We start from the raw sequence: 17,468 nt of genomic DNA on the forward strand, positions 1-17,468 counted from the left end.
GGAGAGAGCTGCAAAGTGCTGGATCGGGGCGATGAATTACATGCCCGCCGGGGCGGGCATGGGTGGCCGGTGTCTCAGGCGAGCGTGCCGAACAGGCTGGGTTGAGAGCCCTTCTCGGGCTTGTCGCGCATCCGGGCGAACAGCTTGTCGACGCCCGGCTCGGTCATGCCGAGCCGACGCGCGATCGCCGCGTTGCTCAGCCCGGCGGCGCGATAGTGACGCGCCCGAAGCTCGCGCGCAAGCGGCACCCGAATCTGCGCCGGGGCGCAGCGGCGACACAGCCGCTCGGCGGCGGCCAGGCCGATCGCGACGGCGATCTCGTGGTCGGGCCGCATCGTGTGCGGCACATAAAGGCGGGTGCCCCCGAACGCCTGCGCCAGCCGGACGAACGCGTCGTCGCCCAGCAGCGCTTGCAGATCGAAGATCACCCCGCCGCTCATGGGTTCAGCGATGCTCCCCGGCCGGTGAGCATGATCGCGCGCAGCCGCTCGCTGTCCTTGTCCAGCACCGTCACGACCGTATCGTCGCGCACGAGGTACGACAGGCCGTCGATCGTGATCAGGTAATCCCCGCCGCCGATCGAGCGCGCCGCCGCGGCCGCGCGCGCCAGCGATGCCTCGACCGTCAGCCGCAACCGTTCGAGGTCGATCTGCGCGCCGCGCTCCAACAGCCGGATTAGCGCATGATCGGAGAGCTTGGCGCCGCTCACGAGCGCGGTCCGTTCGTAATGATCTCGTGGTGGCGCATCCGCACAAACGGGATGGTATCGGCGCCCTCGTGGCGCCTGTCGGTAGACGAGCGAGCTTCGATGATGTGAAAGGTCTCGCCCCGCAGGGTATCGTTCAAGCCGGCCGCGATCGCTTCGGCGCGCGTATCGAATTCGCCGATGCAATAAGTACCGTCGCCTTCAACATCCGACGAATATCCCGCCCACCACGTCCAAGGCGTCATTGGAAGCGCTCCTCTGATGAATGCTGATCAGGGCCAAGCGGCAGCGCCGTGCCGCAACGCGCGCATTCCGCCGACACGCGGCCGACGAACCACGCGCCGCTGGCACAACCGGGGCAGCGGCAGCCGACCGAATAGACCGGCCGATAACCACGGTGCGCCACGTCGTCGGCGACGAGGCGGCGCGGCGCCGATGCGCGCGGCAAGCGGAGCGCGACCACACCCATCACCCGATCTCCCCGGCGGAAACGGGGCGCGGCCCCTCGCGCAGCAACCGGCCGAATGCCGCCGCGATCAGGTCGAACTCGCTCGCCGACCAGAACAGCGGGCTGGGCTCGCCGGGCCGGATGCCGGCCAGCCGCCACGCGGCGTCGCCGAGCCGCCAATCCCGCGGCGCGAGATCGGCGTCCTTCAGCTTGGCGAGGAGCGCGTCGCAGAGCCGGTGCTTGAGCACCTGGACCGATCGTGCCGCTGGCACGCCGGACAGGTCCTGCGACCAGCCCGCGCGCTCGGCCATCTTCTTGAGCGCCTCGATCAGCAGGTACATCTGCGACTGGTTCGCCCACTGGAGCTTGTCGCAACCGAGCTGGCGCCGCGCGAACGCTTCGAGCGCGCTTTCGCGCCCGTCCCGCACCACGCCGAGATGGTGCAGCGAGATCCACAGCGCGCGTGCCTTCATCGCGCCGGGATGGTCGGCCGCGCGCGGCGCGCCCGCCTTCGGCTTCGCCGAGAAGCCCTTCGCCTTGAGTTCGTCGATCACCAGCACGAGCTGTTCTTCGGTGCACTCGCCGGCGCTCATCCGGCCAGTGATGCGAAACAGCATCGCCCGGTAATCGTCGTCGGCGAGCCCGAGCTGCTTGATGGCTACGTGCACCTTGGCGATCAGCACCCGGCGCCGCTGCCGCGCGCCGTCGAAGCGCGCCGTCGCATATTGGTTCATGCCTGCTCTCCTGAAAATTCTTCCGCGAGCCGATCCGTCAGGCGCCGAAACGCCGGATCGGCGGCGCGCAGCGCCTCGGCGCGGCGAAGCTGATGGATGACCGTGCTATGGTCGCGCCCCATCGCCCGGCCGATCTGGGGCAGGCTCCGCAGCGTCGCCTCCCGCGCGATCCACGACACCGCCGCGCGACCCCGCCCCAGCGCCTTGAAATTGCGACGGCTCATGATGTCGATCGGCCGCAGCCCCATCTCGAACCCGACGCGATCGACGATTTCGGCGACGCGGGGTGAGCCGCCGGTTTTCTCGATATCGATGACGGCTTCTGTGGCCGCGAGGGCGTCACGGAGCTTCGCGATCGCGGCCGAATCGAACTCGCCCTCGATGATGATCCGCCGGATGCTCATGACAGCACCCGATGCACGAGGGCCACGATATCCGGCCCGGCCGAGCCGAGCGCGCACGCCACCGCGAACGCCGCGCCGCCCACGACGTGGCGGTGACGGCGCAGCTCGGCGGCGATCGATCGCACCGCGCTCATGACGCCGCCGCCAAAGCGGCCGCGAGCGCCTGATCGCGCAGGTTCGCCGCCTGTTCGAGCTTGTTCGCCGCCCCGCGCAGACACCGCGCCGCGCTGCGCGGTGCACCGTCGGCCAGATAGACGCCGGCCAGCTCGACCTTCTCCAGCGCCTCCTCTTGCAGATCGTCCCACGCGCTCATGACGCGATCGGCCGCGACGCGAGTTGCGCCCAGGCGTCCTGCATATGGGCGAGGTCACGCGCGCGGTGTTCGCCGCCCGCGATCATCGTCGCCAACTCCAGCACCATCGTGCAGCCGCGCAAACCACCCGGCTTGGTCGCGATCGACTGAATGAAGGCGATCTCCTTCGCATCCTCCAGACCCCACGCCTCGGCGAGCGCGCGTGCGTCGGCCGCCAGTGGCACGTTGCGCACCAGCCGCATCCCGACACGGCTGTAGAGCTGCGCATAATGCGCGCGCCGCGTGCCGCCTTCGAGCCGCGCGATCACGCTTTCATTACCCAGCAGGGCGATGCCGATCCCCTCTGCATCGTGCCATGACCGGATTTCCTCGACCGACTTCTCGGAAAGGTGCTGCGCTTCGTCGATGATGATGAGCCCGCCGGTGTTGCGCACCCGCTCGCGCACGCGGCGCGACAGTTTCTGCGACGTCCCGACCGCATCACGCTCCCCCAGCGCCGCCAGCACCTCGATCTGCATGTTGTTCACGCCACTCGTCGACGGCGTCATCGTCGCCACCCAGACGTTGGCGACCGCGGCCTGATAATGGCGGCAGGTGATCGTCTTGCCCGTTCCCGGCCCCGAGGCGACCACCGTGATGCGCCCGCGCTGCGCCCAGGTCAGCAGCGCGACGATCTGACGCGACGTGCCGGTCTCGAAATAATCGGGGATTTCGGGCGCTTCGAGCGCCAGTTCGGCCTGCATCGCCAGCCTCTGGCGGAACAGGAGCAGCTTGCGCGCGACTGCCTCGTTATTGCCGCCGTACCCGCCGCCCACGAATTGCGTCAGCGTGCCGTAAGCGACGCCCGATTGCGGCGCCAGTTCGCTATAACTCAGCCCGGTGCGCTCTTTATAGTCGAGCACCCAGGCGCGCAGTTCCTCGACGTCGACGGGTGTCTTTGATGGATCGTTCATGGTATTTATCTCCTGTCATCTGCTCACGATGTCCGGCCGCTCCGAGGTTCCAGCTCGGGGCGGCCGCTTTCATTCGACCAGCCGCAAATGGCTGACGGCCGTCGAAAACTTGTCCATGAAGGCGCTCTGAGCCGGGGCTGAGGCGGGTTCGGAAACCGGCTTGAGCGCCGCCGCCGTCTGGCCGCGATGGCGGACAGGCCGCACCACCGCCGGCGCGGGCGGATCGCTCTCGTCCGCATAATCGGGGAGCAGCGCCGCGATCTGGTCGGCGCTGAGCAAATCCTCCAGCTCGGTCGCGCGCCGCGTCGCCTTGCGCCAATCGGCTTCCTGACGCGCGCGCCGCCGTGCCGCCTCGACGTCGAGGAAGCCGTCCGCCGCGATGATCCCGGCCGATACCAGGAATCGCCCCGCGCGATCGTAGACGTGGACCGGCAGCATCAGATCGTCGGGATCGAACCGGATCGTCACCTTCTGGCCCGCGATCTGGCTGAGTTCGGGCGCCCAATAACGGTTGCCGTGCAGCCGGATGTGGCCGCTCTTGCGATCGGTCGAGAGCTGCTCGCCGGCCATCAGCGCGAGCCGCAATTGCTCCTCCGTCGCCTTGCCGATCGGCGCGACCGCATAGGATGCGTTGAACGCGTCGTCGAAGCTGCGCCCGGCCGCGATTTCGGTGCGCCGGCCCTGCCGCGCGTTGTGCGCGGCGATCCCGCGCGCGATCACGCGCACGAACACGTCGAGATCGATCGCCTTGCTCGCGTAATTCTCGGGCTTCGCGTCGGGCCGGTTGCCGGTGTAGGCGCCCGCGAAGGCCGGATGCTTGGCGAGGTCGCGGCAGAAGTCCCCGAACCCGCGCTCGATCGGTTTGGACGAACCACGATACGGCGTCGTCCAGTGCGTCGTGATGTTGAGCGCGGTCAGCAGGCCGAGCGGCTCGTCATCCTTGATTTTGAACCGGAATCGCGTCGGCGAACCGCCCGTGATCCATTTCGAGGCGAAGCCGCGGCCGTTGTCGACCACGGCGCCCTTCGGGATGCCGAATTTCTTGAGCATGTCGGCGAGAGCGAGCCGCGTCATCAGCGCGCTTTCGCTCACGCCGATCCGCCAGCTCAGGAATTTGCGGCTGTAGACGTCCTGGATCGCCACCATCATCGGGCGGCGGATCGCGCCATCGGGGAAGCGCACGAAGACGTCCCATTTATGGCCGTCCATGTTGATCAGTTCGAGCGCGTGGAGATCGGCCACCGTCCGCTGTTGCGGCGGCATCGTTTCGCGTAGCGCATCCTTGCCCTTCCGCGCCGCCACGATCACGCGCCGGTCGACCTCACGATCGAACTTGCGCCGCAGTGAGCGCTCGCAGGGCAACGTCGCGCCGATCGTCTCCGCATATTCTTCCGCCCAGCGGTAGCAGCTCGAAAACGTCGGCTTTTCCGGCCGCAGATAATTCGATTTGAGATGCTGCCACACCCGCGGATCGATCTCGGCTTCTGTCCCGCCGCCCGCCCGCCGCGGCGCGAGGTGTACCAGCCGGTCAGCCGGATCGGTGCCGTTGAGAGACTTGAGCCAGCCCCACAACGTCGACGCGGCGCCCCCATGCTCGCCCGCGGCCGACGCGACCGCGGTCGAGCGCGAAAAACCAAGCCGTTCGTGCGCGGCCACCGCATCGACGATTTCCGCGCGGCGCCGCGCTTCGGCCTTCACCTTTTCGGGCTGCCGATCGAACCAGTCCCACCCGCTCGCGCGTGCCGGCCGCGCCGGCGGGCGATCGGTGACGATCGCGACGACCGCGATCCCACGCCGCGCCAGCTCGATCCGAGAAGCCGACGGCAACACCTCGACATGATATTCGAGGCCGCCGCCACGCGCCTGACGCGGCCGGGCGAGCGGCTCGCCCGACGCCGTCTGGCGCAGCGCCCAGCCTTCGTCGTCGGCGCGCTCATTGATCCGACGCTTCGACTTCGGCAGCCCCGGCAGCTTGAGCGCGGCGAGTTCCGCCGACGTGAACCACACCTTGCCCCCAAACGGCTTCATACGCGCTCACCACCCCGTTCGATCGGTTGCGCACGGCCGCGCAATTGCTTGATTTCGGCGTCGATCCGGGCGCGCTGCGCTTGCAGATGGCCGAGCCGCGCGGCGAGGATTTCCTCGCCCCAAAGGATGCGCCCGCCGAGACGGTGGACCGCCTCCTCGATCAGCGCGTGATCCTGCGACACGGCCATCAGCGCGAGCGCGCGGCCGAAGCTGATATTGTGGCCGTCGCGCGCCGGCGACGCGTAGGCGTCGAGCATCCAGCGCGAGACGTCCTCGGCCATGATCGCCGACATCGCGCCTGCGATTTCCTCGCGAGATCGCGAATCCTCCTTCAGCATGATCCCGACCTCGGCCGCGATCCACGCCTCGACCCCGGCGAGCGCGGCCGGCCCGTTCATCGGCCGCGAAGCCGTGAACAGGTCGAACTGGCGTTCGTCGGGGGAGCGGCGCTTAGCCATCGGCGCGCACCCAGGAACTGCAAGCCGGCGACGATTTCTTGATATCGGTCGCCGCGCCCCCCGTTTCGGTGAGCGCGCACTTGAAATAGGTCCGCGCGAACTCACGCCGGACGAGCCGCATGCAGCTTCCGCACGTCTCGCCGGCCGGCCCGCTGCCGGGCAGCGTCGGATAGCCGTTCCGCCGCTTGCCGCGCGGCGCGCCGAACCGCGCCGCCTGCGCACGCAGCGGCGCATTCAGCGCGGCCTGAATACGGGGATCGACCGGCATCAGTCGCCGCCTCCCACCGTGCGCGCGCGATGTTCGAGCTTGGCGATCGCCATGATCGTCGGCTTCACCTCGGCCGAAGCATGGTCATAATCGCGTCCGTACCGGCCGTTGAGGCGCGGCAGCATCGCGCGCGGGATCAGCTCCCAATTGGCGGGGTCAGTGTTCGCTTTGTTGCCGTCAAGAGACTTGAGGCACATGCCTTCCGGCACTGGCCCGTGAAGCTCTTCCCAGCGGATCAGGTGGACGGCGCGCCATCGCGACTGGAGCGGCAAGCCGTCGTGGATTTTCCGCTCGACATAGCCGTCTTTGCTCAGCCGCTCCGTGCCGATCGTTTTGTAGAGGTCCACGGCGACGCCGCGTCGCTCGCCCTTGCGGAATTGAGTCTTGCGAGCGTTGGGATGGTTGCCGCCGACGCCTGGCGGGCACTTCCTGCCCTTGTTGATCGGCGTCTGCCCGGCTTCGAATCGACCGGTACGACCGGTCTTCCAACCCTTGCGCTTCCGAAGCGCATTGAGATTGACCGCCGACACGTCGTCCCGGCCGAAGCGTTCGCAGAACGCGTGGTGCAGGTCGCCGATCACCAACCCGCGGTTGGCTTCGATCCACGCCAGTTCGTCGGCGCTGTAGGAGATCGCGCGGCCCTTCACGCCGTCTTGTCCTCGATCATCGGGAGCTGATGCAGAAACCGATCGCCATGCGCGGCCACGATCTCGACGGCCTTGAGCTGGAGGCTCGCGCCCTTCACGATCTGATCCGATACGCGCACGATGGCCTGGGCGCGCTTGGCCTCGGCCTCGATCTGCTCGGCCGTCAGGTCTTCATCGCTGAGGCGCTCGATCTGGGCGAACAGATGGTTGTTGAGATCGGTGAGCTTATTCTTCACGACTTGGTCTCCTGTTGCTTGGGCGGCAGCGTCGCGATCATTGCGGCGAGCACATCGACATGCAGCGGATCGAGCCGCGTCGGGCGCAGGCTCTTCGGCGCCGGGCGGCGCCGGCCGATCTGGATAGTCAGCCGCTTCACCGCTGCCACCATTGCAGGCGGGCATCGCCGTCCTCGTCCGTCTCGGCGAACGCCGGCGCGGCGGTGCCGCACAAGGCGGTATTGTTTTTGGCGGAAAGGCGTGCGTCGGCCTCGGCCCAGCGCTCCCGCGCCAGCCGGTCGCGCGCCACCGCCATCGATACGCGGTCGCGCACCGCCAGCTCGAACACCTGCCGGCAGCGCCGCAGCCGTTCGGCTTCGGTCGTCGGCCGCGCGCTCATGCGAACGCCTTTCCGGTCGCCGCGATCGCGGCGGCGAGCCGCCGCGAGCCGTCGCGCACCATCGCCTCGAAGAGCCGGTTATCGGCGCCCCCGTCGAATTGGCTGATCGTCTTGCGGACTGCCTTCGCCGTACAAGACGTCGCGGCCGCCACCTGGTCGATCGACAAACCGGCGTCCCACAGCTCAAGGATTCGCTCTTCGAACGGGAACAATCCGACCACGTCGTCGCGCCGCCACGGCCTCTTGCTCACAGGCGCCTCCTGGGCGCATCAGCGCCCTTGGCACGGTCGATCCGGTCGCGCGCTTCGGAGACAAACACCTGATATTTGCCGGTGTCCTTCGCCGCGAAGGCGCGCTTGATGTCCTGTTGAAGGCTCAGCGGCAGCGAGAACCAGTGGCGCCGGCAGAACAACTGCCCCCGCTTGACCTCGATCTGGCAGCTATCAGCCGCACAGCTCACCGCACGGCCGAACACGCGCCGCTCGAAGGTCGCGATCCCGTCAAACGTCTCGCCGCGCCGCCCCAGCTCGGCGCGTAGCGCGACCGTGGGAATCGTGGTGAGGTCGGGTGCCTCGGGCAGGCGCAGGCTGCGATGGCGATAATAGTCGCGCACCACCTTGCCGTCGTCGGCCAGCCGGCCGACGATCCGCCCTGCCGCGCCGGTCGAAATGCCGACCTGCGCCCCGATCTCGGCCAGCGTGGGCGCATAGCCCAGCCCGGCGATTGTCTCGCGGACATAGTCCAGCGTCTTGAGTTCGGCGGGCGTCATGCGCCACCTCCCGTGCTATCGTCCGCCAATTGCGATGAAGGGGAGAGCGTCGGTGAGCCTGCACAATTATGAAAACGCATGGCGGTCGATCGGCCGTGATCTGGCGGAGTTGCTGACGGCTCAGCAACGTCGCCAGGCAGCCGATTTGCTCGATCAGCCCGAATGGGCTCGGGCACCATTGTCGGAATGGAAGGAAGCAACCGCCCTGCTGGGCCTCGACCCGAAGCCGTTCCGGGCGAAATGGGCGAAGATTGATCGAGATCACCAGCCGCTTCTGTGGCTTCGTCTTCAGTTTCTCGTTCACCTGTCAACCAACGCAATAGCGATCGCTGAAACGGCTGAAGACGTGACGGGTCTGCCATATCGGAAAGCACTTCGAAGCGCCTCCGAGCGGCTTCTTCAGCTTCCACTAGACCCATCAGCAGACGATCTACGGGACGCATTGCTCTGATCGCGCGCCGCGCGGCGCGAACCACGCTGATCGCGCACGGCAACGGCGCCTTCATGCGCCGTCTCCCGCCAGCGGGACGGCGCCGAGCTTGCGAAGATACTCGTGCTCAGCGCTGGTGATCGACGAAACGTCGAACCGTACGGAAAACCCTGGAGGATGATCGCCCGCGGCGACAATAGCGCCGAGCAACGTGGCTTTTTGCGGCCACGTCAGCGCCCCATACATAGCCGCGAGGTCATCGGTGCAGGCGTCAAATGCTTCGCGAAGCCGATCACGTGCCGGACCATTGACATCCAGATGGCGATGTTCATGCGTCATCGACGTTCTCCCCATCAAGCCGCAGCGGCGCGAGAAGATCGCGGGCTTCGGCGGGTAACAGGTTTTGAAAAGTCGGCGACTGGACGAGGCCAAGGCGTTCGGTGCGCGACATTCGCGTGACAGCGCCGATGACCGCATCGAGCCGCTTATCTTCGGGCGATTTGTTTGGTTTGGGATTATTCCGAACGAGCGCCGCTGCTTCGGCGACCTTCGCCACCGGCCCGACCCCGCTCGAATGCGTCCGCCACGTCAGATATTCGACCGCTTCGCGCTGTTCGTCAGGCAACATCTCCGCGAGCCGCAGCAGCTCCTTCTGCACCTTGAGGATCGGATGCCGTTCCTCGCGCAGCTTCGCGACGACAGACGCCGAAAGGCGCCGAACCAACATCAAATCGCGCTCGATGAGCCGTCTCGAAAAGCCGAGTTCGGCGACAACGCGATCGGTGAAATCGTATGCAACCGCCATCGTGGCGGTTGCATCTGCAGCATCGTCCTTCAACTCCTGCGCGGTCGTTTTGTCCCAGCGCGCATGAGCAGAGGCCGTCCGCCCATTCTTTTCGGGATCGATGCCCGCGCGAACCTTCAGCAGCGCGATCTCTTCGGCGATAAACATCGCTCGATCGAACGGATCGAGATCGCGTCGATGAAGGTTCTCGATCACTTCGCGGCGGCGGCGTTCATCCCGGCCAGCGCCGACAACGATGGCTTTGAGATATTCGATGCCGGCGAGCCGCGCCCCTTCGACACGATGAGCGCCAACAACCAGAGTCCAGTGATCGCGGCCGGGGAGCCGGCAGACCTTGATCGGGTCTTCCTGGCCGTTTCGCGATAAGGACGCGGCGATCATCTCGGCGTAGACCGGATCGACCTCGCGCAAACGACCACTGACGTCGATCTGATCGACGCGGATCGACACGATCTGCTCGACCGGATTTTCTTCGAGCGCGGCGCCGCCGACCGGCCGTGCCTCATTTGCGGCTGTGTGGACCATGTCTAGCGCGCCTCCGCATTATGACGATGCAGCGCGACTGCGATGTTGGTAGGAACCGGAATTATGGATTCGGCTTCCTTCGCCTGCTCGCGCAGAACGCGTTCGATCGCTGCGGCGGTGCGCGCGCTTGGGCGACCGCGCAAAACTTCTGAGACCGATTCTCGTGCCAGCCCTTCGGCGCGCTCGAACGCTGCGAGCGAACGATACCGCTTGCGGATCACCGCTTTGATATCCTCGGGATGTGCACGCTCAAGGAGCGTCATAAACAGAATTCCTGTCATCAATAACAAGAATTCGATGTTCTACACGGAATTCCGGGCAGCGCAAGCGTGACGGGGGCTATTTCTTCGCGCCTCGCCGGGTTAGGGCAGCGAATTCGGGAAATGCGCGTCGATCGTGGCTTGAATCAAAAGGATTTTGGGGCGCTGGGAGGCGTGAGCATCACCAGCCAACAACAGTATGAGGCTGGCAAAACCCCGCCTAACGCTGAATATCTCTATCGTTTGGAAAGCAACGGAATCGACCTGATCGGTTTGTTCGGCGAGCGCTCGACATCGCCGATAGCCGACGAGATTCGGCGCTCTCTCAGTCGAGCCGAAAACATCGAAGCATTCGATCTCCGGCCTGTGCAGGAAATCGACCTCGCCTATGGCCTGGGCGGCACATATACGGACGGGCCAGTGGAGGTCCGCACGCATCACTTCCCTAGGGCGTGGCTCGAATCGATCACGGCGACGCCGGCTGAACTACTGACGATCGCGCGCGGCCGCGGCGATTCGATGGTGCCGACGGTGCTGGACGGCGACATGGTGCTGATCGATCGCAGCCAGCGCACGGTGCGCGAGCAGGATGCGCTCTGGGCGCTCACGATCGGGGATATCGGGATGATCAAGCGGCTGCGCGTTCGCGCTGAGCGCGTTCAAATGCTATCGGACAACGATCGCGTGCCGCCGGACGAGGCGCACCATGAGGAAATCAACATCGTCGGCCGGGTGATCTTCATCGGTCGCAATGTTTAGGGGGAGCGGGAATGAAGGGGGTTCTGGGGGCGGCGTTGGCGATCGCCGTGATCGCGATGCCAGTGCAAGGGGCGATATACGAAAATTGGGTGGTCGGACAGGAGCGGGAGGTTGACGAAGGAGTCTATGCTCGTCTGGCTAAGGAAGAAGGAGGGTGGCGCCTATGGCGATTCGAAACAAAATACGGTGTGACGTGTAAAGCTGTTAAGCCAGCCGACGGATTGCCTGCGCCCATTCCCCTTGGTGTCTCTAGTAAACTAGGCTTAGGAACACCGTTCTTGGAAATCACGTTCTTCGATCGTCAACGAACCTCGCGTATTGAGGGGCGGCATTTAGGCGATCAAGCGGAGTATCGCTCGCCGGGAGAACGTTTCTGGCACGAGTGGAGCGAAGAAACTGACTTGGTGGATTTTTTGGAAAGCCCTTCAATCGAAGTCCATGTCTCGTCTTGGAAATATCCAGCCAACTTTGTTGGAAAAATAGAGGAGCGTGGCACGATCAACCTTTCTGGGCTCGCTTCTATAATGCATGATGGTTCTGAATGCGCCGCCGCGCGCTCCGAAGACCAATAATGACCGAGGTCAGGATCATCGTCGAGGCCAAAGGCAACGGTTTCGGCGCCATGATCGTGATGCGAGGGGTGTCGATCGGCTCCGCCGAATCGTGGCCGACGCGTGCCGAGGCAATTGAGGCGGCGGCGGCAAAACTGCTCACCATGCCCGAGCGCCTTCGCAACCTCGATCTCGACGTCGAGGAATTGAGCGCGTCGGATGATCCCGCCGCCGCGCGCCGCAACCTCGCCGAGCTGATCCGCGCCCGCGACGCCAGCATGGCCGAACTCTCGCGCCTCCTCGGCCGCAATGAAGCCTATCTCCAGCAATTCATCCGCCGCGGCTCGCCGGAGCGGCTCGACGAGGACGATCGGCTACGCCTGGCGCAATATTTCAACGTCGACGAACGCCTGCTCGGCGCCCGCGATCCCTGGCGCCCGGAATGAGGTGGCGCCGGCCGACCGCGATCGAGGTCGAAGCCGCGATCCTCACTACGTTGATCCTCGCCGCCCTCGCATCGTCGCTGCTTTGATCACCGAAAAAGCGTCCCACTTAATTCGCCTGCGGTGCGCGCCGCTGCACACAAGATATGACCCGAAACCCCCGGAAATCAGCCGCGTACACGGAAGTGGGCGGCCGAAACGGCAAGTGGGACGGTCCGCCGCCCACTTCTAATGGACGATCGGCGGCGGCGGCGCCGGCGATAGACGCTTAAGAGGTGCCTCAACCGTCGCAAATCCGCCGCTGAGACGCTTTTCAAAAGGCACCCTCTCAAAACGGCGTGACTCCAGCTTCTCTTGTCAAAGGAGTGTCTAATTGGCCGGTCACTCTAGACAGCGGTCCAATCGCCGCAAAGCCCGCGACGGGCCACAGAAACCCGCGAAAAGCGCGGAAAACCCCGTTTGGAACACCCTGATCCCGGCCGATCCCGCCTAACCCCGGTCACTCCAGAATGAAGTGTCAACTAACAGGGGGAGAGGGCCGGCGCCGCAACCGGATTCGGCAACGCCCTCTCCTCTACACCGTCACCTGCTCGCCCAGTTCGAGCACCTTGCCCGGGGGGATGTTGAGGAAATCGGTCGGGTCCGACGCGTTGCGTTGCAGGAACATGAAGATCCGATCCTGCCATAGCGGCATCCCCTCGCCCTTCGACGGCTTCAAGGTGTTGCGGCCGATGAAGAACGAGACCTTGGTCGAATCGACCACGACCTGCTTGCGATCGGCCTCCAGCCCCAGCGCGCGCGGCACGTCGGGCGATTCCATGAAGCGGTAGGTCAACGTCACGGTCGAGAAATTGTCGTCGAGCCGCGTCGCCTTGATGCGCTCGTCGAGCGGCACGAACGGCCGATCGGCGGTGTGCACCGCGACGATCAGATTCTGCTCGTGGAGCACCTTGTTGTGCTTGAGGTTGTGGAGCAGCGCGCCGGGCGCGCTTTCAGGCGTGGCGGTGAGGAACACCGCGGTGCCCTCGACGCGTTCGGGCGGGCGGCGCGCCAGTGCAGCGGCAAGCTCGGCCATCGGGATCGAGTTGCGGCGCTCGAACACATGGACAATGCCGCGCCCGCGCACCCAGGTCGCGATCAACAGGCCGATGAACGCCGCGACCAGCAGCGGCACCCAGCCGCCTTCGACCACGCGCAGCAGGTTGGCGGCGAGCAGGATGCAATCGAGCACGAAGAACGGCGCCAGCATCACCAATGCCCGGCGGTAGCCCCAGCGCCAGCGCTGCCGCACGACGATATAGGCGAGCGCGGTCGTCACCGTCATCGTGCCGCTGACGGCGATGCCGTAGGCGGCCGCCATCCGCGTCGATTCGCCGAACTGGACGAGCAGCACGAGCACGCCGATCATCATCAGCCAGTTGACCGTGGGCAGATAGATGCGCGTGGTGCCGTCGGCGACGGTGCGGCGCACCCGCAGGCGCGGCAGCAGCCCCAATTGGCTCGCCTGCTGGGTGAGCGAATAGGCGCCGTCGATCGCCATCTGGCTGGCGATCACCGTCGTCACCAGCGCGAGCAGCACCAGCGGGATCCGCGCGGCGGGCGGGGCGAGCAGGAAGAACCAGTTGTCGTTGGTGAACGGCACCCCGGCCGTGATCGCCTGATCGAGCGAGGTCAGCGCGAGCGCACCCTGCCCCAGATAATTGAGCGCGAGCGCGGGCAGTACGATCGCGAACCAGCCGAGCCGGATCGGCGCGCGCCCGAATCGCCCCATATAGGCCGTCACCGCCTCTGCCCCCGCAACCGTCAGGATCATCGCGCCGAGCACGAAGAAGCCGATGATGCCGTGGTGCATGAGAAACGCGATCGCATAGACGGGCGAAAAGGCCCTTAGGACGACCGGATTGCCGACGACGTGCCCCAGGCCGAGCAGGGCGATCACCCCGAACCAGACGAGGCAGATCGGGCCGGCGAGGCGGAGCAGCCGGCGCTGGCCGCGCGCCTGCACCGCGAACAGCGCGATCACGATCGCGATCGTCAGCAGCAAAGCGACGCCCTGCCCGACGCCCGCGCCGGGGATCGTGCGGACGCCCTCGGACGCCGCCAGCACCGACAAGGCGGGGATGATGATCGCGTCGCCGTAGAACATCGCCGCGCCGATCGCGCCCAGGATGAGCGCGGCGCGCGCGCGATTGCCCGTCACCCGGCGCGCGACCGCGGCGAGCGCAAGCACCCCGCCCTCACCCTGGTTGTTGGCGCGCATCAGCACGACGACATATTTGATCGAGACGACGATGATCAGCGACCACATCGCGAGGCTGAGCACCCCCATGATCTCGTCGCCACCGATCCGCCCGCCCATCTGCCCCAGCACGTCGCGGAAGGCGAAGATCGGGCTGGTGCCGATGTCGGCGAAGACGATGCCCAGCGCCCCGAGCGTCAGCGCCAGCCGCGTGCGGCCCGGCTCGGCTGAATGATGATTGGCGGCGATGCTCGAAATGGTGCGTCCCCTGCTTTCCGAAATCGCCTTCTAGGCGCTCGCAGCGACGCTGTCAGCGCCTCGCCGCATCACCGTTGATCGGCGCGCGCCGGCGCGGCATAGCGGCCGCATGGTTCGCTTTTCGTTCGCTGGCCACGATCTCGTCGCGCTGCGCGAAGGCGCGCTGTTCTGGCCGGCGCGCGACGCGCTGCTGGTCGCCGACCTGCATCTCGAAAAGGCGAGCTGGTTCGCACGCGGCGGACAGATGCTGCCGCCGTACGATTCGATCGCGACGCTTGCCGACCTGACCGCGCTCGTCGAACGCATCGCGCCCGCCGAAATCTGGTGCCTGGGGGACAGTTTCCACGATTCGGAAGGCTGCACGCGCCTGCCCGAACGCGCGCGCGCCATGCTGGGCACGCTCACGACGCGGCGGCGCTGGGTGTGGATCACGGGCAATCACGATGCCGCGCTGGTCGACCATTGCGGCGGCGAGATCATGGACGAGGCCGAGGTCGAAGGGCTGGTGCTTCGCCACGAAGCGGTGCCCGGCGAGACGCGACCCGAGCTTTCGGGCCATTTCCATCCCAAATTGCGGATGACGCTGCGCGGCCGCCGTGTGGCGCGGCGCTGCTTCGTCGCGACCGGGACCAAGCTGATCCTGCCCGCGTTCGGCGCGCTCACCGGCGGGCTCGATGCCGATCATCCCGAAATCCTGCGCGCGGTGGGCGTGGGCGCCGAAGCGCTGGTGCCGCTCGACGATCGTCTGTTGCGCTTTCCGATCGCGGCCTGAGATCAGCTTTCGGGCACGTCGCCCCGGCGCAACGACTCGGCGAGCGCGCGGCCGTCCTCGCCCGCCAGCCGCCGCTCGGCGAGCGTCGGGGCGCCGCTCCGCTTGGCGAGCCGGGCGCCGGTGGCGTCGGTGAGCAGCGCATGATGGTGATAGACCGGCGTCGGCAGGCCGAGCAGCGCCTGGAGCAGCCGATGGACATGCGTCGCTGCAAACAGATCCTTGCCCCGCACGACATGCGTGACGCCTTGCGCCGCATCGTCGATCGTCACCGCGAGGTGATAGCTCGCCGGCGCGTCCTTGCGCGCGAGAACGACGTCGCCCTGCGCCGCCGGATCGGCGACCTGCGCGCCGGCCCGCTCGTCATACCAGCCGAGCGGCCCCGCGACCGCGCATGCGCGCGCTATGTCGAGCCGCAGAGCGTGCGGTTCGCTGCGCCGCGCCGCGCGCTCGGCATCCGACAGATGCCGGCAGGTGCCCGGATAGATCGGCCCATCGACACCGTGCGGCGCCGCCACGCTCGCGGCGACCTCGCGTGCGATATCGGCGCGGGTGCAGAAACAGGGGTAGACGAGGCGCCGCGCCTTCAGCGTCTCGAGCGCGGCGGCATAGACGTCGAGCCGGTGCGACTGGAACAGCACCTCACCGTCCCAGTCCAGCCCCAGCCAGGCGAGGTCGGCGAGGATCGTCTCGACATGCTCGGGGCGGCTGCGCGTGCCGTCGATATCCTCGATCCTGAGCAGGAACCGCCCGCCGCGGGTGCGCGCGGCATCGTGCGCACGGATCGCCGAGAAGGCATGGCCGAGATGCAGCCGGCCGGTCGGGCTCGGCGCGAATCGCGTGACGACACCGTTCCCCGATATCGCTTTCATCGCGGCCCTTGACCGCGAGTCGCGCGCTGTGCTGTCATGACGACGTCATCCGAATGGGCGACCCCCGGCCGGAAGCAGCAGGGAACGCGCATGTACCATCCCGATCTGATCCGGCACCCGGATAGCTGCCCCGCGCTTGTGCTCAACGCCGATTATACCCCGCTTTCCTATTATCCGCTGAGCGTGTGGCCGTGGCAAACCGCGGTCAAGGCGGTGTTCCTCGATCGCGTCGCTATCGTCGACCATTACGAACGCGAGGTCCGAAGTCCCACCGCGCGGCTGAAGTTGCCTTCGGTGATCGCGCTCAAACAATATGTGAAACCTTCCCAATTCCCCGCCTTCACTCGCTTCAATCTCTTTCTGCGCGACAAGTTCACCTGCCAATATTGCGGGTCGAACCGCGACCTCACCTTCGATCATGTCATCCCCCGCGCGCAACGCGGCCGCACGACGTGGGAGAATGTCGTCACCGCCTGCGCGCCGTGCAACCTGAGGAAAGGCGGGCGGACCCCCAAACAGGCGCGGATGCCGCTCCACGTCGCGCCGATCCGGCCGACGAGCTGGCAGCTCCAGGAGCATGGTCGCGGCTTCCCGCCCAATTACCTGCACGAAACCTGGCGCGACTGGCTGTATTGGGGCATCGAGCTGGAGGCGTGAACGGACTTGCCCTCACCGCCGCGACCGCGCATTCATAGCATCATGCGGACTGTTCTCTTTCTCGCCGCCCTGCCCCTCGCGCTGCTGGGCTGCTCGCACGACGATGAATCCGATCGCAACGCCGAAGCCGCCGTGGCGGCCGGGTTCCGCCCGCCGACCGTGCTCGGGCGCGCCGATTTCGGGATGGATCTCGACAAGCGGTTCGACCGGCTCGACGTCAACGGCGATTCGATCCTCGAACGCAACGAATGGCCCCCCCGCTACGCCGATCGGATCGCCGAGCTGGACAAGAACAAGGACGGCAAGGTCACCAGCGGCGAATTCTTCGACGCGCTGATGGCGCGCTTCGATGCCGCCGATACCAATCACGATCAGGTGCTGACCAGCGAGGAACGCGCGGCCGCCGATATTCCGAAAGACCAGGGCGAGGATGACGCCGACGGCGATATCGCGAACGCCACCGAAGCGGCTGCGACCAACCAGAGCGGGACACCCTGACGCCCCTCTTCGTCGCCGGTACAGGTTGACCCTGGCGCTGCCGCGGTGCAGCAAGGCGC

General features: G+C 66.5%; 30 protein-coding genes. 7 read left to right on the forward strand and 23 right to left on the reverse strand.

The window, feature by feature from the left end:
• Positions 1-74: 74 nt before the first annotated feature.
• The 18 genes from DFR49_RS11290 to DFR49_RS11365 all read right to left on the reverse strand — a co-directional run bounded on the left by DFR49_RS11290 (position 75) and on the right by DFR49_RS11365 (position 8,343).
• A complete protein-coding gene (locus DFR49_RS11290; RefSeq protein ID WP_119035830.1) occupies positions 75-440 on the reverse strand; it encodes a transcriptional regulator in 366 nt (121 codons plus the stop codon).
• Positions 437-709, reverse strand: a complete 273-nt coding sequence (locus tag DFR49_RS11295) for a hypothetical protein (RefSeq protein ID WP_119035831.1) — start codon at positions 707-709, stop codon at positions 437-439. The genes DFR49_RS11290 and DFR49_RS11295 overlap by 4 nt, the downstream gene beginning before the upstream one ends.
• Entirely contained in the window at positions 706-951 is a 246-nt protein-coding gene (locus DFR49_RS11300; RefSeq protein WP_119035832.1) for a hypothetical protein, read from the reverse strand. The genes DFR49_RS11295 and DFR49_RS11300 overlap by 4 nt, the downstream gene beginning before the upstream one ends.
• Positions 948-1,175, reverse strand: coding sequence for a hypothetical protein (locus DFR49_RS11305; protein ID WP_119035833.1), 228 nt, complete (start codon positions 1,173-1,175; stop codon positions 948-950). The genes DFR49_RS11300 and DFR49_RS11305 overlap by 4 nt, the downstream gene beginning before the upstream one ends.
• Positions 1,175-1,888, reverse strand: a complete 714-nt coding sequence (locus tag DFR49_RS11310; RefSeq protein ID WP_119035834.1) for a gp16 family protein — start codon at positions 1,886-1,888, stop codon at positions 1,175-1,177. Before DFR49_RS11310 ends, DFR49_RS11305 begins: the two co-directional genes overlap by 1 nt.
• Positions 1,885-2,292, reverse strand: a complete 408-nt coding sequence (locus DFR49_RS11315; RefSeq protein ID WP_119035835.1) for a helix-turn-helix domain-containing protein — start codon at positions 2,290-2,292, stop codon at positions 1,885-1,887. The genes DFR49_RS11310 and DFR49_RS11315 overlap by 4 nt, the downstream gene beginning before the upstream one ends.
• The gene (locus DFR49_RS21995; protein WP_170151005.1) at positions 2,289-2,426 is read right to left on the reverse strand and encodes a hypothetical protein; all 138 of its coding nucleotides are present in this window, start codon (positions 2,424-2,426) and stop codon (positions 2,289-2,291) included. The genes DFR49_RS11315 and DFR49_RS21995 overlap by 4 nt, the downstream gene beginning before the upstream one ends.
• Positions 2,423-2,605 (reverse strand): hypothetical protein, encoded by a 183-nt coding sequence (locus DFR49_RS11320; protein WP_119035836.1) that lies wholly within the window; start codon positions 2,603-2,605, stop codon positions 2,423-2,425. Before DFR49_RS11320 ends, DFR49_RS21995 begins: the two co-directional genes overlap by 4 nt.
• Positions 2,602-3,558 carry an AAA family ATPase gene (locus DFR49_RS11325; protein ID WP_119035837.1) on the reverse strand — a complete coding sequence of 319 codons (957 nt, stop codon included), beginning with the start codon at positions 3,556-3,558 and terminating at the stop codon, positions 2,602-2,604. The genes DFR49_RS11320 and DFR49_RS11325 overlap by 4 nt, the downstream gene beginning before the upstream one ends.
• 69 nt (positions 3,559-3,627) lie before the next feature.
• The gene (locus DFR49_RS11330; RefSeq protein ID WP_119035838.1) at positions 3,628-5,586 is read right to left on the reverse strand and encodes a transposase domain-containing protein; all 1,959 of its coding nucleotides are present in this window, start codon (positions 5,584-5,586) and stop codon (positions 3,628-3,630) included.
• Positions 5,583-6,044: a hypothetical protein gene (locus tag DFR49_RS11335; protein ID WP_119035839.1), complete on the reverse strand. Its 462-nt coding sequence runs from the start codon at positions 6,042-6,044 to the stop codon at positions 5,583-5,585. The genes DFR49_RS11330 and DFR49_RS11335 overlap by 4 nt, the downstream gene beginning before the upstream one ends.
• Positions 6,037-6,312 carry a hypothetical protein gene (locus tag DFR49_RS11340; protein ID WP_119035840.1) on the reverse strand — a complete coding sequence of 92 codons (276 nt, stop codon included), beginning with the start codon at positions 6,310-6,312 and terminating at the stop codon, positions 6,037-6,039. The genes DFR49_RS11335 and DFR49_RS11340 overlap by 8 nt, the downstream gene beginning before the upstream one ends.
• A complete protein-coding gene (locus DFR49_RS11345) occupies positions 6,312-6,959 on the reverse strand; it encodes an HNH endonuclease (RefSeq protein WP_119035841.1) in 648 nt (215 codons plus the stop codon). The genes DFR49_RS11340 and DFR49_RS11345 overlap by 1 nt, the downstream gene beginning before the upstream one ends.
• Positions 6,956-7,195 (reverse strand): hypothetical protein, encoded by a 240-nt coding sequence (locus DFR49_RS11350; RefSeq protein ID WP_119035842.1) that lies wholly within the window; start codon positions 7,193-7,195, stop codon positions 6,956-6,958. Before DFR49_RS11350 ends, DFR49_RS11345 begins: the two co-directional genes overlap by 4 nt.
• Positions 7,192-7,335, reverse strand: coding sequence for a hypothetical protein (locus DFR49_RS22000; protein ID WP_170151006.1), 144 nt, complete (start codon positions 7,333-7,335; stop codon positions 7,192-7,194). The genes DFR49_RS11350 and DFR49_RS22000 overlap by 4 nt, the downstream gene beginning before the upstream one ends.
• A complete protein-coding gene (locus DFR49_RS11355; protein ID WP_119035843.1) occupies positions 7,332-7,574 on the reverse strand; it encodes a hypothetical protein in 243 nt (80 codons plus the stop codon). Before DFR49_RS11355 ends, DFR49_RS22000 begins: the two co-directional genes overlap by 4 nt.
• Positions 7,571-7,825: a hypothetical protein gene (locus DFR49_RS11360; RefSeq protein WP_119035844.1), complete on the reverse strand. Its 255-nt coding sequence runs from the start codon at positions 7,823-7,825 to the stop codon at positions 7,571-7,573. Before DFR49_RS11360 ends, DFR49_RS11355 begins: the two co-directional genes overlap by 4 nt.
• Positions 7,822-8,343 carry a LexA family protein gene (locus DFR49_RS11365; RefSeq protein ID WP_119035845.1) on the reverse strand — a complete coding sequence of 174 codons (522 nt, stop codon included), beginning with the start codon at positions 8,341-8,343 and terminating at the stop codon, positions 7,822-7,824. The genes DFR49_RS11360 and DFR49_RS11365 overlap by 4 nt, the downstream gene beginning before the upstream one ends.
• Before the next feature lie 52 nt (positions 8,344-8,395).
• Here DFR49_RS11365 and DFR49_RS21700 point away from each other — a divergent pair, with 52 nt between their 5' ends.
• Positions 8,396-8,794, forward strand: coding sequence for a hypothetical protein (locus DFR49_RS21700; RefSeq protein WP_147373681.1), 399 nt, complete (start codon positions 8,396-8,398; stop codon positions 8,792-8,794).
• Between the two features lie 51 nt (positions 8,795-8,845).
• Here the strand turns inward: DFR49_RS21700 and DFR49_RS11370 are convergent, their stop codons facing one another.
• From DFR49_RS11370 to DFR49_RS11380, 3 genes are read right to left on the reverse strand one after another with little or no spacing between them, the layout of a single operon-like run.
• On the reverse strand, positions 8,846-9,112 hold the full coding sequence (locus DFR49_RS11370; RefSeq protein ID WP_119035846.1) for a hypothetical protein: 267 nt from the start codon (positions 9,110-9,112) through the stop codon (positions 8,846-8,848).
• Entirely contained in the window at positions 9,102-10,103 is a 1,002-nt protein-coding gene (locus DFR49_RS11375; protein WP_119035847.1) for a ParB/RepB/Spo0J family partition protein, read from the reverse strand. The genes DFR49_RS11370 and DFR49_RS11375 overlap by 11 nt, the downstream gene beginning before the upstream one ends.
• A 2-nt stretch (positions 10,104-10,105) precedes the next feature.
• Positions 10,106-10,366 (reverse strand): helix-turn-helix domain-containing protein, encoded by a 261-nt coding sequence (locus DFR49_RS11380; RefSeq protein ID WP_119035848.1) that lies wholly within the window; start codon positions 10,364-10,366, stop codon positions 10,106-10,108.
• A 120-nt stretch (positions 10,367-10,486) separates the two neighbouring features.
• On the opposite strand from DFR49_RS11380, the gene DFR49_RS11385 reads away from it, so the two are divergent.
• The 3 genes from DFR49_RS11385 to DFR49_RS22460 are packed head-to-tail and all read left to right on the forward strand — an operon-like array spanning position 10,487 to position 12,119.
• Positions 10,487-11,122, forward strand: a complete 636-nt coding sequence (locus tag DFR49_RS11385) for an XRE family transcriptional regulator (RefSeq protein WP_119035849.1) — start codon at positions 10,487-10,489, stop codon at positions 11,120-11,122.
• Positions 11,123-11,133: 11 nt separating this feature from the next.
• Positions 11,134-11,694 (forward strand): hypothetical protein, encoded by a 561-nt coding sequence (locus DFR49_RS21705; RefSeq protein WP_147373682.1) that lies wholly within the window; start codon positions 11,134-11,136, stop codon positions 11,692-11,694.
• Positions 11,694-12,119, forward strand: coding sequence for a hypothetical protein (locus tag DFR49_RS22460; RefSeq protein ID WP_211325907.1), 426 nt, complete (start codon positions 11,694-11,696; stop codon positions 12,117-12,119). The genes DFR49_RS21705 and DFR49_RS22460 overlap by 1 nt, the downstream gene beginning before the upstream one ends.
• Positions 12,120-12,690: 571 nt before the next feature.
• On the opposite strand, the gene DFR49_RS11395 is transcribed toward DFR49_RS22460, so the two are convergent.
• The gene (locus DFR49_RS11395; RefSeq protein ID WP_425454949.1) at positions 12,691-14,637 is read right to left on the reverse strand and encodes a potassium transporter Kup; all 1,947 of its coding nucleotides are present in this window, start codon (positions 14,635-14,637) and stop codon (positions 12,691-12,693) included.
• Between the two features lie 85 nt (positions 14,638-14,722).
• On the opposite strand from DFR49_RS11395, the gene pdeM reads away from it, so the two are divergent.
• Entirely contained in the window at positions 14,723-15,385 is a 663-nt protein-coding gene (gene pdeM, locus DFR49_RS11400) for a ligase-associated DNA damage response endonuclease PdeM (protein WP_119035851.1), read from the forward strand.
• A 2-nt stretch (positions 15,386-15,387) separates the two neighbouring features.
• On the opposite strand, the gene gluQRS is transcribed toward pdeM, so the two are convergent.
• Positions 15,388-16,254, reverse strand: coding sequence for a tRNA glutamyl-Q(34) synthetase GluQRS (gene gluQRS, locus DFR49_RS11405; protein WP_119035852.1), 867 nt, complete (start codon positions 16,252-16,254; stop codon positions 15,388-15,390).
• Positions 16,255-16,344: 90 nt separating this feature from the next.
• Between gluQRS and DFR49_RS11410 the strand changes: the two genes are divergently transcribed.
• A complete protein-coding gene (locus DFR49_RS11410) occupies positions 16,345-16,911 on the forward strand; it encodes an HNH endonuclease (RefSeq protein WP_119036389.1) in 567 nt (188 codons plus the stop codon).
• Between the two features lie 42 nt (positions 16,912-16,953).
• Positions 16,954-17,409 (forward strand): EF-hand domain-containing protein, encoded by a 456-nt coding sequence (locus DFR49_RS11415; RefSeq protein ID WP_119035853.1) that lies wholly within the window; start codon positions 16,954-16,956, stop codon positions 17,407-17,409.
• Positions 17,410-17,468: the final 59 nt, after the last annotated feature.

Source organism: Hephaestia caeni (assembly GCF_003550065.1).
In the GTDB taxonomy this organism is placed as follows: domain Bacteria; phylum Pseudomonadota; class Alphaproteobacteria; order Sphingomonadales; family Sphingomonadaceae; genus Sphingomonas; species Sphingomonas caeni_A.

What these genes read in the sequence shown, in the direction of transcription:
- DFR49_RS11340 (WP_119035840.1), bottom strand. Translation starts at nt 6,312, where the DNA reads ATGCCGGTCGATCCCCGTATTCAGGCCGCGCTGAATGCGCCGCTGCGT.
- DFR49_RS11375 (WP_119035847.1), bottom strand. Translation starts at nt 10,103, where the DNA reads ATGGTCCACACAGCCGCAAATGAGGCACGGCCGGTCGGCGGCGCCGCG.
- DFR49_RS21995 (WP_170151005.1), bottom strand. Translation starts at nt 2,426, where the DNA reads ATGAGCGCGGTGCGATCGATCGCCGCCGAGCTGCGCCGTCACCGCCAC.
- DFR49_RS21705 (WP_147373682.1), top strand. Translation starts at nt 11,134, where the DNA reads ATGAAGGGGGTTCTGGGGGCGGCGTTGGCGATCGCCGTGATCGCGATG.
- DFR49_RS11410 (WP_119036389.1), top strand. Translation starts at nt 16,345, where the DNA reads ATGTACCATCCCGATCTGATCCGGCACCCGGATAGCTGCCCCGCGCTT.
- DFR49_RS11385 (WP_119035849.1), top strand. Translation starts at nt 10,487, where the DNA reads ATGCGCGTCGATCGTGGCTTGAATCAAAAGGATTTTGGGGCGCTGGGA.
- pdeM (WP_119035851.1), top strand. Translation starts at nt 14,723, where the DNA reads ATGGTTCGCTTTTCGTTCGCTGGCCACGATCTCGTCGCGCTGCGCGAA.
- DFR49_RS11290 (WP_119035830.1), bottom strand. Translation starts at nt 440, where the DNA reads ATGAGCGGCGGGGTGATCTTCGATCTGCAAGCGCTGCTGGGCGACGAC.
- DFR49_RS11310 (WP_119035834.1), bottom strand. Translation starts at nt 1,888, where the DNA reads ATGAACCAATATGCGACGGCGCGCTTCGACGGCGCGCGGCAGCGGCGC.
- gluQRS (WP_119035852.1), bottom strand. Translation starts at nt 16,254, where the DNA reads ATGAAAGCGATATCGGGGAACGGTGTCGTCACGCGATTCGCGCCGAGC.
- DFR49_RS11315 (WP_119035835.1), bottom strand. Translation starts at nt 2,292, where the DNA reads ATGAGCATCCGGCGGATCATCATCGAGGGCGAGTTCGATTCGGCCGCG.
- DFR49_RS11380 (WP_119035848.1), bottom strand. Translation starts at nt 10,366, where the DNA reads ATGACGCTCCTTGAGCGTGCACATCCCGAGGATATCAAAGCGGTGATC.
- DFR49_RS11320 (WP_119035836.1), bottom strand. Translation starts at nt 2,605, where the DNA reads ATGAGCGCGTGGGACGATCTGCAAGAGGAGGCGCTGGAGAAGGTCGAG.
- DFR49_RS11305 (WP_119035833.1), bottom strand. Translation starts at nt 1,175, where the DNA reads ATGGGTGTGGTCGCGCTCCGCTTGCCGCGCGCATCGGCGCCGCGCCGC.
- DFR49_RS11370 (WP_119035846.1), bottom strand. Translation starts at nt 9,112, where the DNA reads ATGACGCATGAACATCGCCATCTGGATGTCAATGGTCCGGCACGTGAT.
- DFR49_RS11330 (WP_119035838.1), bottom strand. Translation starts at nt 5,586, where the DNA reads ATGAAGCCGTTTGGGGGCAAGGTGTGGTTCACGTCGGCGGAACTCGCC.
- DFR49_RS11300 (WP_119035832.1), bottom strand. Translation starts at nt 951, where the DNA reads ATGACGCCTTGGACGTGGTGGGCGGGATATTCGTCGGATGTTGAAGGC.
- DFR49_RS11365 (WP_119035845.1), bottom strand. Translation starts at nt 8,343, where the DNA reads ATGACGCCCGCCGAACTCAAGACGCTGGACTATGTCCGCGAGACAATC.
- DFR49_RS11325 (WP_119035837.1), bottom strand. Translation starts at nt 3,558, where the DNA reads ATGAACGATCCATCAAAGACACCCGTCGACGTCGAGGAACTGCGCGCC.
- DFR49_RS11355 (WP_119035843.1), bottom strand. Translation starts at nt 7,574, where the DNA reads ATGAGCGCGCGGCCGACGACCGAAGCCGAACGGCTGCGGCGCTGCCGG.
- DFR49_RS11415 (WP_119035853.1), top strand. Translation starts at nt 16,954, where the DNA reads ATGCGGACTGTTCTCTTTCTCGCCGCCCTGCCCCTCGCGCTGCTGGGC.
- DFR49_RS22460 (WP_211325907.1), top strand. Translation starts at nt 11,694, where the DNA reads ATGACCGAGGTCAGGATCATCGTCGAGGCCAAAGGCAACGGTTTCGGC.
- DFR49_RS11335 (WP_119035839.1), bottom strand. Translation starts at nt 6,044, where the DNA reads ATGGCTAAGCGCCGCTCCCCCGACGAACGCCAGTTCGACCTGTTCACG.